Annotated in this window: 18 protein-coding genes and 1 pseudogene; 5 read left to right on the top strand and 14 right to left on the bottom strand. The window is 43.2% G+C overall.

Annotation, left to right across the window (positions count from 1 at the left end):
* Window positions 1–146 precede the first annotated feature (146 nt).
* A complete protein-coding gene (locus tag K4039_RS27580; protein WP_265239689.1) occupies window positions 147–533 on the top strand; it encodes a tautomerase family protein in 387 nt (128 codons plus the stop codon).
* Between the two features lie 93 nt (window positions 534–626).
* Here K4039_RS27580 and K4039_RS27575 read toward each other — a convergent pair whose 3' ends face one another.
* From K4039_RS27575 to K4039_RS27545, 7 genes are all read right to left on the bottom strand, one after another.
* Window positions 627–1,133, bottom strand: a complete 507-nt coding sequence (locus tag K4039_RS27575; protein ID WP_265239691.1) for a molybdenum cofactor biosynthesis protein B — start codon at window positions 1,131–1,133, stop codon at window positions 627–629.
* A gap of 84 nt (window positions 1,134–1,217) precedes the next feature.
* Window positions 1,218–1,553, bottom strand: coding sequence for a photosystem II reaction center protein Psb28 (gene psb28 / locus K4039_RS27570; protein ID WP_265239688.1), 336 nt, complete (start codon window positions 1,551–1,553; stop codon window positions 1,218–1,220).
* Window positions 1,554–2,105: 552 nt separating this feature from the next.
* The gene (locus tag K4039_RS27565) at window positions 2,106–3,602 is read right to left on the bottom strand and encodes a DUF1565 domain-containing protein (protein ID WP_265239687.1); all 1,497 of its coding nucleotides are present in this window, start codon (window positions 3,600–3,602) and stop codon (window positions 2,106–2,108) included.
* A gap of 265 nt (window positions 3,603–3,867) precedes the next feature.
* Window positions 3,868–5,607 (bottom strand): hypothetical protein, encoded by a 1,740-nt coding sequence (locus K4039_RS27560; protein ID WP_265239686.1) that lies wholly within the window; start codon window positions 5,605–5,607, stop codon window positions 3,868–3,870.
* Between the two features lie 341 nt (window positions 5,608–5,948).
* A complete protein-coding gene (locus tag K4039_RS27555) occupies window positions 5,949–6,545 on the bottom strand; it encodes a Uma2 family endonuclease (protein ID WP_265239685.1) in 597 nt (198 codons plus the stop codon).
* 189 nt (window positions 6,546–6,734) lie between these two features.
* Window positions 6,735–8,096 (bottom strand): NB-ARC domain-containing protein, encoded by a 1,362-nt coding sequence (locus K4039_RS27550; RefSeq protein ID WP_265239684.1) that lies wholly within the window; start codon window positions 8,094–8,096, stop codon window positions 6,735–6,737.
* Window positions 8,093–8,236: a hypothetical protein gene (locus K4039_RS27545; RefSeq protein WP_265239683.1), complete on the bottom strand. Its 144-nt coding sequence runs from the start codon at window positions 8,234–8,236 to the stop codon at window positions 8,093–8,095. The genes K4039_RS27550 and K4039_RS27545 overlap by 4 nt, the downstream gene beginning before the upstream one ends.
* 111 nt (window positions 8,237–8,347) lie before the next feature.
* On the opposite strand from K4039_RS27545, the gene K4039_RS27540 reads away from it, so the two are divergent.
* Window positions 8,348–8,866: a hypothetical protein gene (locus K4039_RS27540; protein WP_265239682.1), complete on the top strand. Its 519-nt coding sequence runs from the start codon at window positions 8,348–8,350 to the stop codon at window positions 8,864–8,866.
* On the top strand, window positions 8,853–9,437 hold the full coding sequence (locus K4039_RS27535) for a hypothetical protein (protein ID WP_265239681.1): 585 nt from the start codon (window positions 8,853–8,855) through the stop codon (window positions 9,435–9,437). The genes K4039_RS27540 and K4039_RS27535 overlap by 14 nt, the downstream gene beginning before the upstream one ends.
* Window positions 9,438–9,574: 137 nt before the next feature.
* Here K4039_RS27535 and K4039_RS27530 read toward each other — a convergent pair whose 3' ends face one another.
* Complete coding sequence (locus K4039_RS27530) at window positions 9,575–9,724, bottom strand: hypothetical protein (protein ID WP_265239680.1); 150 nt, start codon at window positions 9,722–9,724, stop codon at window positions 9,575–9,577.
* On the opposite strand from K4039_RS27530, the gene K4039_RS27525 reads away from it, so the two are divergent.
* Window positions 9,714–9,986, top strand: a complete 273-nt coding sequence (locus K4039_RS27525; RefSeq protein WP_265239679.1) for a hypothetical protein — start codon at window positions 9,714–9,716, stop codon at window positions 9,984–9,986. The genes K4039_RS27530 and K4039_RS27525 overlap by 11 nt on opposite strands.
* On the top strand, window positions 9,983–10,348 hold the full coding sequence (locus K4039_RS27520; RefSeq protein ID WP_265239678.1) for a clan AA aspartic protease: 366 nt from the start codon (window positions 9,983–9,985) through the stop codon (window positions 10,346–10,348). The genes K4039_RS27525 and K4039_RS27520 overlap by 4 nt, the downstream gene beginning before the upstream one ends.
* 182 nt (window positions 10,349–10,530) lie before the next feature.
* Here the strand turns inward: K4039_RS27520 and K4039_RS27515 are convergent, their stop codons facing one another.
* The 6 genes and pseudogenes from K4039_RS27515 to K4039_RS27490 all read right to left on the bottom strand — a co-directional run bounded on the left by K4039_RS27515 (window position 10,531) and on the right by K4039_RS27490 (window position 12,686).
* Window positions 10,531–10,929: a type II toxin-antitoxin system VapC family toxin gene (locus tag K4039_RS27515; RefSeq protein ID WP_265239677.1), complete on the bottom strand. Its 399-nt coding sequence runs from the start codon at window positions 10,927–10,929 to the stop codon at window positions 10,531–10,533.
* A 2-nt stretch (window positions 10,930–10,931) separates the two neighbouring features.
* Window positions 10,932–11,171 (bottom strand): type II toxin-antitoxin system Phd/YefM family antitoxin, encoded by a 240-nt coding sequence (locus K4039_RS27510; protein ID WP_265239676.1) that lies wholly within the window; start codon window positions 11,169–11,171, stop codon window positions 10,932–10,934.
* Window positions 11,159–11,455 carry a hypothetical protein gene (locus tag K4039_RS27505; RefSeq protein WP_265239675.1) on the bottom strand — a complete coding sequence of 99 codons (297 nt, stop codon included), beginning with the start codon at window positions 11,453–11,455 and terminating at the stop codon, window positions 11,159–11,161. Before K4039_RS27505 ends, K4039_RS27510 begins: the two co-directional genes overlap by 13 nt.
* A gap of 59 nt (window positions 11,456–11,514) precedes the next feature.
* Window positions 11,515–12,033 carry a DNA-binding protein gene (locus K4039_RS27500; protein ID WP_265239674.1) on the bottom strand — a complete coding sequence of 173 codons (519 nt, stop codon included), beginning with the start codon at window positions 12,031–12,033 and terminating at the stop codon, window positions 11,515–11,517.
* Window positions 12,030–12,455, bottom strand: a pseudogene (locus K4039_RS27495) (hypothetical protein); the annotation flags it as partial. The gene K4039_RS27500 and the pseudogene K4039_RS27495, both read right to left, overlap by 4 nt.
* Window positions 12,456–12,527: 72 nt before the next feature.
* Window positions 12,528–12,686 carry a hypothetical protein gene (locus K4039_RS27490; RefSeq protein ID WP_265239672.1) on the bottom strand — a complete coding sequence of 53 codons (159 nt, stop codon included), beginning with the start codon at window positions 12,684–12,686 and terminating at the stop codon, window positions 12,528–12,530.
* Window positions 12,687–12,844 lie beyond the last annotated feature (158 nt).

Here is a 12,844-nt window from a genome sequence, read left to right as displayed (position 1 = left end):
TTTGCAGTAAGGTTTCTACTAATTTGTCACCAGATGTTTTTTGCGTCATGTTTTGTATTTTACCATGCTGTGGCTAGATTGTGAACCTTCTTTTTTGCTGTTACCCCGATTTATTGAGCGGATACGTTGTTGTCATACATTGAATTATGGTACAGGTTAAAATCTCCGGCTTGAGAGAGTATCTAGATCCGATTAAGCCGCAACTCTCTGATGTTATTAATTCCTGTGTCGTAGATGCACTCCAATATCCACCCGATAAACGTTCACATCGATTCTTTCTGTTCGACTCCTCTGATTTTTTTTATCCTACAGGGCGCACAGAACGTTACACTATCATTGAGGTGAGCATGATTGCAGGACGCAGTGGTGAGATAAAAAAGCAGTTGATTCGTTTAATGTTTGAGCGATTACAGCCCTTTGGAATTTCCCCACAGGATTTAGAAATCACGATTTTTGAGAATCCCAAGCACAATTGGGGTTTTCGAGGTTTGCCCGGTGACGAGCATCAACTCAACTATAAAATCGAAGTCTAGCCGATCGCCCTTAACTTAGCAGAAAGTGGTCGATCGACTAAAAGCTCGATCGACTGCCAATCTCTCCCCTCAGTTAAAAAAGCTCGATCGCCCTTAACTTCCCCGCAACTGCTTGACCAAGTGAACTAATTCTGGTAAAATCAACTTTTCCACAGCTAGTTTTACGCCATTGCTAGAGCCAGGAAGAGAAAAGACTAACTTACCTTGATACACGCCTGCAACGGCGCGAGATGCGATCGCCCTCGAACCAATTTCTTGATAACTCAAATACCGAAAGATCTCCCCAAATCCCGGTAAAATCCTGTCCAGCAAACTCTCCATCACATCGTAAGTAGTATCTCGTGGAGAAATACCCGTCCCGCCACTCAAAATAATCGCATCCACATCTTCGCGCTGGGAAAACGCCTGCATTTGCAATACAATTTTTGCGGCATCATCTTTAACAACAGTGTAAGCTACCACAGAGTGACCGGCATCTTTTAGCAACTTTTTTGTTAACAAACCGCTATTGTCTGTGTCAGGAGATCGCGTATCGCTAACAGTCATGATAGCACAATTGACGGTTATTTTAGATGAATCGGGGTGAGGAATTTGCGTCATAGTTTCTCGTCGTAAGTAATCGGCAACCAGCAACTGGCGATCGGCTTCCTTACCAATCACCAATTACCAATTACCAACCACCCATTATGCCTTGTTAAATCCTAAGCCGTTTGCTTCCGAGTAGCGTTCCATGAAACGCATAAAGCGTTCCCATTCATCGGCAGTTTTCATGAGATAAAGAGCTTCCAAACCCGCAGGTTGACCGTTGATGAACTTAGCCTTAACTTCGCGAGTCACAAGTTCCCCTTCTTCGTCCATCATGTACATTCCAGTAATATCTTGGGTACTATCGTTGCTCAGAGATTTGGGATTTTCAAAGATAAACGTCGCAGTGCCTTGAGCTCCGCTTTTAGAACGGGTTAGGCGGACTTCAGGCACAGTATCTTCGTCTATACCGCGGGAGAATTGAATTTTAGCCATAATCTGAGAGTTGAACCTTAAAAATTGCTTAATTTCTTAATGTTTTAATCTTGACACTCCCCGCGCTAAAGCGACGGGGATTCTTAAGACTTTTCAGCCTTAATATCCCTATTGCTAGGGTTTCCGGGCGCAATCCTTTTGCCAAATGGCGGTCTGCTATCCTAGTCTTACAACTAGCTCCTCAGTCGTGACTTTCCTCCAGTCCGGGGGTAGGTTTTTAACGTCTATTACTGACGATTTAATAGGCTCAGAATCTTAGTATTAGTTGTGATTAATTGTTTTGAGCATCCGTACTGCTGTTAAGCTAGATACTTGATTTCTCAAAATTCGCAACTTTTGACTCATTTGATGATAGCACACTTGCCAGATATTTGTGCAATTGGTATATTTAATAGGCAGGATAAATCCTGCGACGCCCTTTCATCCCTGGACTAAAGTCACAGGGTTTTCAGGGTATTCTCTATAAAACGATTTGGACACTCGGAAGTCAAGACTTGGGAGGAGGAGAGAGGTTGATTGCAACTCTGCCTTGTCCCCTTTCTCCCAATTGCCTTAGACGATGTAGGGAGAGTTAATGGGTTGTGCCCGGTTTGTGGCTACGAGAGTTTGGTAGACGAGGGCGGATATCTCGCCACGGGTGATGTCGCGGGCGGGGGAAAGCTTGTCGCGCGCGGGATAGTTGACTACGATTTTGCGCTCTGTGGCGGTTGCGATCTCGTCGGTGGCAAAACTCGGAATTAAAGCTCGATCGGCATAAACGCTCAAAGAATTAGGATTGCCGCCCGTAAACTGCAAGCCATTTACCAATGATACGATCGCCTGAGCCCTAGTCAAATTCTGTTCCGGGCGAAACGTGCGATCGGGATATCCAACCAAAAACCCACCTCGATTCGCTTTGACGATCGCACTTTGCGCCCAAAAATCCGCCGCCACATCCTTAAACACCGTCGCTTCACGGCGCGGCTGCAAGTCAAACGCCCTCGCCAGCAACGCTGCATACTGAGCTCTAGTTAAACTCTGATCAGGTTTAAAAGTGCCGTCGGGAAACCCGCTGACAATATTCATCTTAGCGAGGCGATCGATAAAATCCTTAGCCCAGTGCGTGCTGATATCGCTAAACTTTACGCCCCCAGGAGTTGGAGTCGGAGTTGGAGTTGGAGTCGGAGTTGGAGTTGGAGTTGGCGTCACATTTCCCAGCTCAAATAAACCTTTTACTCGCGAAGGATTGAGCTGATTTCCCAGTGCAAAAATCTTAGCAGTAGTCGCATTTTGCAAATCAAATTCGCCATTATTCGCAAAAATATTCCCCCCCAAATCTTGAGCCGTACCAAGATCTGGCAGCGATTTCCCCACAGCAGTCAAACCGTCTTCGGTATTTTTTTCAATGCGATTCTTCCGCACAACGGGCTTAGATTCCCCTGATAAAACAATACCGGAGCGATTTTCCAAAATTTGGTTATCAACAATCAAAGGAGCAGATTTGTCTTGCAGAGAAATGCCGAAACCAGTATTTTGAAAAACATTGCGCCGCAGTACGCCTTTAGCAGTTTCCGCCACGATTACCCCAGCAGCCGAGTTTTGTACAAATCTGTTGTCGAGAATCGCAGGATTCGCCGAACCTGTGATAAAAACACCTTCGCGCTTGCAAAGTGTGAAAGTGCAGTTAGCCACTGTGGGAGCAGTTGACTCAATCCAGACTCCGGTGCCGCGACTCTCCAAATTAGTCACAGTTACGCCGCGTAATTCGGCATCGGTTTCTAGCAATATGGTGATATTTTGACTGGCTGCGGTGGGACTGACAAATTTGCCGCTTCCTTGAATCAGAGTGCCGCTTCCTTTGTTAGTTTCGCTACCGATAACTTTGACTCCAGAGGGAATTTCTAAGGGGAATTGTTCGCCGCTGGCTGCGCTGTAAGTTCCCGGTGCTAGCTGAATAATTGTTCCCGATGCAGCGCGGGCGATCGCGCGGACGATCGTTTTCAAGGGAGCCGATTGGCTGCCGGCGGCTGCATCGCTGCCTGTTTGCGGGTTAACGTAAAGTGTTGCCATGTTTTTGCTGTATGGATAATTTGTGATCGGGCCTTTGTGTACTTTTCATTCTCTACTAAGCTGACCCCGGATCTATATTCACCTTTAATTTCGCAGATTATTTACTTGCAGGATATCCGTAATATCACCCATCAGGAGCAACAACCGCAGGGGGGATTGCCCCTACACAGCAGTAATTCGATTTGAGATTGTAAAATTGAATAATTTGTAGTGCACTGCGCACCGGTGTCTAAGTCAACTGGTGCGCATTGCGCACCCTACAAACTCAATTTTTAGTCATTTTCACAATACAAGATGCCTCCAAAACTACTACAGTTTCATTCTGAAAAACAGCACAACTTGTCATTGCTGGAGCTAGTGCGGGAATTTTCCCTTGTTTGAGAGCAAGCATCGCCTCCGGTGTCGCATCAAAGTCATCCATCCAGCCGTAATCTTCTACATACCTCAGAGTCAAAGCATTCCGAGTGAGCATCCAAAAATCAATTCCATAGCTGTTAATAAAGTTTTGCAAAACAGCCCGATCGTCCGTATATTGAGCGCGAATTAAATCGCTAACTCGCTGCCGAAATCTGCTATAATAGCCTTTTTGATACGGCACTGAATATTCCTTTGCCACCAAAACAGAACGCTGGCTAAACGTCGGTATGTTGTCGGCTTCCGAGGCGATTGAAGCAATCAGAATATCTTTAGATTGTTGTTGAAAGAAATTGTACAAACTGGGCATTTTACCTTCTACATACCCGACTGTAGGAAAGTCTTCAACAAAGCAGGGATAAAAAACAACGGCGACAGCGATTATGCCTGTGGTAATTAGTGCAACTAAATTTTTGAATTGAAATGTTATTTCGGTTGTTAATGCCCAATGGCAGATTCCATCGATAATTAACGTTAGGACGATCGCACTTATCGACACAATAATAAATCGCAAACTATACGCAGTATAGCGTCCAGGTTGATAAAGCTTAAAAATGGTGGCGTGAGCCGCTAAAAACATCACCGATGATCCTAAAAATAGCTGAAGTAACAGCCAGATTTTGCTAGTAATGCGACTCGCTAAGGGAAAGGCCGATCGCCAAAACAGCAGCAGCGGAAATAACAGCGCCACACAGTGAGTTACAGGCGTAAACAGCGACTTGGGAAACATCCCGCTGCCCCTACCAGTCAGCCAATAATCTACCGGATTTGGACGAAAAAAAGCATTTCTGCCGTCTGGTGCAAATACTCCCATTTGCTTAGCTTCTGCTGCGGTATAAGTCGGGCCAAATTCAGATTTATCTAAGGCATAGGGCAGCATTACTAAAAAGATTATTCCCAAGCCTGTAGTGCAAAATAGGTAATTTGTGCGATCGCCCGACAAGTGCAAACGGCCGTTTTCCCAGCTTAGCAGCCGCAAAACTAAAATTCCGGCAGCCACCAAGGCGTAAGGAGGGTAAAATAGTCCGATTAGGGCGATAGCCCCCAAACATGGTAGCAACGAATTCCGGGATAAATAATATAAAAAGCCGAGAAATATCGGGTAAATAAAAGCTCTGGGCGTTGCGGAAGCCAAATCGTCAGTCATCCAGATATGCTGATTTAGCAGCAAAGATGCTATAAATCCAGTCAGCGGCACCGGCAGCATTTCTAGGCAAAGTCCAAAACAGTAATAAGTGGAGATTAAGCCGAGAAATAGCGGCAATATTTTGTGCAATAATAGGGGGTGAATGCCAATTGTTACTGCTATTTTGTAGAGCGTGCTGTATCCGGCGGGGGCGACTGATTGAAAGTAGTTAGCAATGAAATCGTTGGGGAATAATTCGCGATCGACAAACCGCATCATCCAGAAAACGTGCTGTCTCGCATCGTCTTGCACCACATACTCGGCGCTAAAGGCTTGCTGGATGCCTAACAAACCATAAATTGCGGCAAATGTCAAGCTCAGAGTCAACCAAAATATTGTGCGCGATCGGGATTTTTCATCCACAGTCGCCGTCAGAAACTTGTGCAAGCGGGCTATTAATACCATTTTAGATTTTAGATTGGGAAAGAATGTGAAGGACGCACAACGCGAACCAGTTTACCTTGCAAAGATTCTGCTACTGTAATCGCAATGTGAATTTGGTTAGCGAGTGCTTCCCAATCGCGATCGTTCATACATTAGACCTCTTACAAAATAGCTAGGACGGGCAAGATGCCCATTCCACAAAATTTTTTTTTCTTGTGGAATGGGCATCTTGCCCGTTCCAAAATTTGATTAAAAGGACTTTTGCAAGAGGTCTAGTAGCCGCGGTTTCAACCGCCGAGTCTTATGGCGGTATATTGCCTAAGTAATTGTGTCCATTGCGTAAATCCTATTAATTAACTCAATTACTGCGGCCGAATTCCATTGAGAAACTCAGTCCTTGCCTCAATTATTGAAGGCATTAAAACGCAGCGTACCAGCAATTCTAAATCCAACTCCGGCAAAAACTCACTTCTTGAAACTTGCTCGTAATCATCGTCGCGCAGCCGATAGACAGCCAACTGATTATTTTCCCAAAACCAAACTTCTGGGATGCGAAGTCGCAGATATTTAGCTAGTTTATTTGTGCTACCGCTAGAAATCGTTACTTCCACGGCTAAATCGGGATGCTCTTTCCTGGAACCTATATAATAAGACTCATCAGGTTCAAAGGATACATCTTTTGCCTGGTTTCTGCGAGTTGCACTCCCTACAGGAATGAAATTAATCCCTTTCTCAAAAAAGTAAAGTCCTATAAATATAGCCAAAACACTTTTTATCTGTTCGTGGTCTTCGCCTAGTGTCATAAACTCCACACACCCATCTAAATAAGTTATTCGCAATCCTGGGGCATTTTCTATTAAGGTTTCTAGCGCCTCAAATTGCTCCCAGGTATAATAACCTGGTAAAGTAAAGCGTTCTTCTTTGACAATTGTTATTGGTTCTGAAACTTGTACGATCATGGGCGTAATGCTCCGAATAAAAATCAGTAGCCCTGCCTTAGTATAACATATACAGGGATTACTCATTAATAAAAATTAGATATGATTAAGTTACAGATCAGACGGCGGTTTCAACCGCATCTACAAAAACGATGTCCGAGCTCAGAGGGACTAAGAAATAAAGGGGTATTTAAGATTGGACATACGGTTTCAACCGCCGAGTCTTATTGCATATTGCCTCAGTACAGGTGAAATCGTGTAAAAATTTGCTTGTTGTTCAATCAAGCAGCGCCGCGATAAAGATTGCAGCGCATTTACCAAATCTGAGGCGGGAATTCGGCTATTTTCTAGTAATTGGGTGAGATTAATTGCATCGCTTGCTTTCGCCAACAAGGAGAGGACTTGTTTTTCGAGTTCCGATAGGCGGCTAAATTGCTGCTGTAAAACATCTTTCAAATCTTCGGGCAATAATATAATATCATTTAATAATAACTCTGTGACGCATCCGCCCAACTCTTGCATCTGAGTGGCGACGCTTTTTAACCAGAGGGGATTGCCTTGGTAGCGGTGAATCAGTGCTGAGTAGTTGTCGATGTCTGCTAATCCATAATCTCTGAAGATTTCCCGTCCGGCGGCGATGTCTAAACCTTTGAGTTGTAACGTATTAATTTGTGTATTTTGGTTGTTAATTTGAGTAAGTTCTCTGGGTTGTTCCCAACCGATTAGCAGGAAGCAACTTTGATGGGATATTTTTTCTATTTTTTTGAATAAAGAGCGATATTCTTCGTATTCTGGTTGATATTTTCCCGCTAATTCGCCGCTGCTGAACAGGTTTTGAATGTCATCTAAGATTACTAAGCAGCGATGTTTTTGTAAATATTTAATTAGGGGTAATGCTTTCTGGTTGGTTGTCGGTGAGTCTTGCTTTTGGTACTGGGAGAAAAACTGGATTAGGTTGGCTTCAAATTCCGGGAGGGTGGGGGATGTGTCGAGGTTGCACCAAATGACGCATTCAAACTCGTGTTTGATTTGTTGGATGAGTTGTACTGCGAGTGTGGTTTTGCCGATGCCGCTGATGCCGGTGAGGGCTATGAGGCTGCTGTTTTGTTGTATAATCCAGTTTTTGAGGGTTTGGAGTTGTGGGGTGCGATCGTAGAAAGCACCTAATTGTGGCATTTCGCTTAAGTCGTGATGGGATGTTTCTTGATTGGGTTGGTGTGGATTTGGTATGTTTGGCGGGTGTCTAGCTTCTCCGCAGGTGTTAAAACTACCGATGGTTACAACGTCGCCTTGTGCAAAATTTGAAGAATTAGAGACTTGGAATCTCTTAATTGCCGAGTGAAAATTCTTTTTATTAATATCTTCTCCCAACTCTTCTGAAAGTATCTGCCATAATTTTGAGCCAACATCCCTGACATAACTCTCGTTACAGTGAATCTCCTCTGCAATTTTGGTGTATTTCTCACCTTGCATTGTTCCTCGCAGAATCGCCTCTTGTAAGTTATCGAGGTGCTCACCTGTCTTGGCAAATACCATCTCGTCAGCCATTTGTAACACTTCCTTAAAATTCATGCGGCATCGCAGATGTTGTGATTTTCCGTATTATACCTAACTTTTTCCAACATTTTCTGGCATTTGCCAACATTTTTCATGTGGGGAGTTGGAGTAGCTAACAAAACTGCCAACAAAATCGAGCATTTTTTGCTTGACATTTTTTTGTTTTAAATTAATCATTGGTAAAAGTATTACAATGTTAATTTATAAATTAATCATCAGAAGGTAGTCCCATTGTGTCTAGCTGCTTGCCGATACAGAGGTAAAATATGTCAGATCAAGAACCAAAAAAGATCGCTTTTCTGGGTAATCAACTCCAGGGTAGATCGATCGTAAAGCAGGAAACTCAATCTGATATCCAAGTTTATAAAGATACTCTTGCCGAAAGGTTTGCACTAGCGCCAACATCAGAAGAATTTGATAGGTTAATAGAACAGAGACGGAAAATTCAGGAATTAGATAGAGAAGCCAGCCAATTGAACTACGCAAAAGAATTGGGGGAAATCAAGATTCAAGATGCGAAACAAAAAGCTATTTTTCAACGCAGTCAACAAGTTGTAGCAAGTGTTGTTTCAATTATAATTGGTCTTTATTTTATGCAAGCTTTTCCTTTGGCATCTTTGTTGTTTGTGGTTTTAGGTTTAGCCAGACCTTTAGGCTATTCTTTAGGAGAGATAAGTGAGCTTTTCGGTGGATTGACAGGGTTTTCTAAAGAGTCAGATAAACTTTTATCTAATGATAACATACAGGAAATTCAGTCTAAGGAGCCTACAAATGACAGATCCTAAACTAGATTTAATCAGTACGTTCAAATTTGAAAAGCGACTTAAACTTTTTGTTGCGGTATATCTTTCATTAGTTTTGCTTGTAGTAACTGCTCTGTTAATCAAGATTGAGATGGCTACTGAGTTACAGCAGGCTTTGATAATTATTCTCGGCTTAATTACAATTGCTACTCTTGATGCGTTTAGAAAAGCTATAGATACTACACCATCTTCTTTAGCCAATCAGTTTAACCAGATAATTTTGCAGGACGTAGGGCTTTACATTAGTGGTAATTATACTGGCGATTATTACTTTAATAGAGACATTAATCAAGGAGGTGAAAAAACTAAAACTCTTGCTGAAGCTGCTGCTGAAATTCAGGAGCTTCTAATACAACTAGAAAAGTCAAAACCTAATGCTACTGAAGATGAGAAGGTAGCCTACGTTAATGATGAAACCCCTCCTGATTTAAAGTCTCGTGTAGCTATTGCAGCCAAGGTTGGTGGTGAAGCGGCTATGGATACTATTTTGGAGAATAGTCCTTACGGTAAAATTGCTAGATCTGTTATCAGAGCTTGGATATCTCTTCCTTAGTTTAGTAGCTAGGGCAGAATAAGACGGACATTTTTTACTCACAATCTTATCTCTTGCTTTGATGTCCGATCGCCCCATCCGACATATTCCATTAACCCTCGTGTCACCCCAACCCCTGTTTCCACTGACAATCCGATTCATTTCCACCATCTCAAAGGGCGCTGATTGCACACTGGGGCGTGAAGCGTAGCTATCCTGTAGGGCGATCGCCCAAGCAAACAAAGGGCGATCGCCCTCTGCGGTACAATATCAGTGTAGCGATCGCGAGGCGAGACTATGCAAACCATCCTTTTAAGCCGCGCAGAAGTGGCACGGCGCGCCAGACAATTGTACGAAAACAGCATCCGCCAACAAGTCGAGATAGAGGAAAACATCGGGAAGATGGTAATCATCGACTTTGAATCAGGAGACTACGAAGTAGATGAAACTGGGTTAAAAGCAGCCCGCAACCTGGGAGTAAAACATCCCAATGCTCGTCTATTCGGCATCCGTATTGGATACAATGTAGCTGTGTCATTCGGTGGAGTTATGGAGCGTGTATACAAATGATTTCGGGTATTGTGACTGATAGACACGCCACCGTCACTTTGACATTTATACTCCCCAACGGCTCAACCTTACCGATCGAATTTGTCATCGATACAGGATTCACAGGAGACCTTTGCTTGCCTCCAGAAGCCGTTTCATTATTAAGGCTACCTTTTATATTTGATCTTCCAGCAAATTTGGCAGACAACAGCGAGGTTTTACTGCCAGTCCATGAAGCGGTTGTCATCTGGGACGGGGAAGAACGGGAAGTTCGTGTGATTGCTACAGGAAGGCGACCATTGCTAGGAACTTCTCTGCTAGACGATCGAGAACTTGTGATTCAGTTCACCGAAGGCGGTTTAGTGACGATCGATGATTTGTAGTGCGTAGGCGATCGCCCTTTCCTACATATTCGCTTAACCCTCGTGTCACCCCAACCCCTGTTTCCACCGACAATCTGATCCATTTCCACCATCTCAAAGGGCGCTGATTGCACACAGGGGCGTGAAGCGTAGCTATCCCGTAGGGCGATCGGCCCAGCAAACAAAGGGCGATTCTTACTAAACTAATTGCCAGCGCAAAGAATCGAAATATCGCTGTATTGCTTGAACATTGAATCAGCACTCACAAGCGTCATATCCTCAATTTGAGCCTGAGCAATCAGCATTCTATCAAAGGGATCTCGATGATGTAATGGTAACGCAGCCGCTCGTAAAGCATGAGGCGCTCTAATTTCCAAATACTGCACACCTAACTGTACCATGCGACTAGAAATGTAGCTATCTATCGGTTCTGGCAGCGGCAACTTTCCGATCGCATTTTTTATACCTATTTCCCAAATACTAGCAACAGAAAACCACAATTCATTCATTTCATCGGCAATATGGGCGATCGCCTCCTCATTCAATCGCTCTGGTTGGGCAAACCACCATAACCAACACTGCGTATCCAGCAAAAGTTTCACTTTTAATCCCCCTCGAATGCTGCCAAAATCTCTTTTGGCAAAGGATCGTTAAAGTCCTCGGGTACAATAAATCTCCCTCGATCTTGCCCTAAACTAGCTCGTCGATTGGATGAATTACGAAACGGAACCAACTTCGCTATTGGGATAGATCCGTTTGAAATAATAATTTCTTCTCCGAGTTCCACACGCGACAATAATCCTGAGAGATTTGTCTTAGCTTGATCGATATTTACAGTTTCCATGTTCTTAAAAAACTAAGTCCATAGGCTAAGTTTACTCCGATTGTGATAGTTGTGCAAGTTGGTAGCTTTCCCCTTGAGCGATCGCCCTTTCTTGCATATTCGCTTAACCCTCGTCTCACCCCAACCTCTCTTTCCACCGACAATCCGATCCATTTCCACCATTTCAAAGGGCGATGATTGCACTCTAGGCGTGAAGCGTAGCTATCCTGTAGGGCGATCGCCCCAGCAAACAAAAGGGCGATCGCCATTTCTTTTTTCTGATGAGCGATCGCACACCTACTCATTTAATTGACAGCCAACAAACCCGATCTATTCAGCCCTTTCTTTTGAAAAGAAGATATTCTTAAGATACTTTACTTGCCCTTTTTATTCTTTGTTCGTGCCATTTCTTTGCACTTTCTTTGAGTTCCTCTATCTGCTCAAAATCCACCTGCACTACAGCCATCTTAAACTCTACACCCAACGCAAAGCTAATATCAAGGAGTTCTAAAAAACTAGCATATCTATAATTTTTAGCCTCATGCTCCTTAATCCGCTGTTCGTCAATTTCTAGCATTTCAGCTAGTTCTTTCTCGCTCATTTTTGCAGCGATCCGAGCTTTAATTAAAGCATCGGGCAGTTTATTAAAATTCTCAACTACAATTTCGATCGGTTCGCTCTTGTCACAATTAATCAATCTTTCATATTCCGCTATTTCTTCATGTAACTGATCCAAATGGCATTGTATCGCACCCCTACCTGCGTCCCATTTGAGAAAGTCTTTTCTTTTTGCTTCTTCATCCCGCTCCATTGCTGCTATAGTTTTGTTGAATTTTTCAACCCATTCTTTGCTGACTTCATACTCTAATTCATCTTTGATCATGGTTCCCACCTCATTAAATCAATCGCTATAATTCCTTTATTCCTGTGTTTTCTATCCTTTTGAAAAAACTCAAAAGAATTATCTCCGTAATTACCTACAGGTTGGTCTGACGGAAAAATCTCCCCTCTATACTTAGCTTTTTGGGCATTCCGATCGTAATGATTGAACAATCGAGGAGCATTAACTCTCAGATCGTCCATGTCTACAGTTTCGCGATCGTAACAAGCATCAAAGTCGTTAGGGTTTGGTTCTAGGGTAACAAAACTACCATTAATATAAATAGTCCTACAACCTGCTGCTTTTAACTGAGTCATTGCTAGTTTCAAGCCATCTATCATGTTATTTCTCTTGAAATTAGTACCAAATCTCTCCTTAAACTCCTCCCATTCACAAAAATGAACTCCTGGTGGTAAATTGCCATTTTCATCAAATTCTGAATCACTCTCTCACACTCTTTCCACAAATTTATTGTTCGTTTCTTAATATTATCATATTTATCTCGATCGCTCACCAGTACCCTCACAGCAGACTCGTCTCAATTCAATGGAAGAGTTGCGCGATCGCCATTCTAATTTTATCCAACCAGAGCGATCGCCCCACCAAGCATATTCGCTTAACCCTCGTGTCACCCCACCCCCTGTTTCCACTGACAATCCGATCCATTTCCACCATCTCAAAGGGCGATGATTGCACGCAGGGTGTGAAGCGTAGCTATCCTGTAGGTCGATCGCCCTTTCTTACATATATTAGACCTCTTGCAAAAAAAATCTATGCTATAATAGAAATTTTTCAATTTAATCCCCCTAGAGCT

This window comes from Lyngbya sp. CCAP 1446/10 (assembly GCF_026130175.1).
Taxonomy (GTDB): domain Bacteria; phylum Cyanobacteriota; class Cyanobacteriia; order Cyanobacteriales; family Microcoleaceae; genus Microcoleus.
Note: the sequence above shows the minus strand (reverse complement) of the source record. Positions and strands in the feature narration are given on the sequence as shown.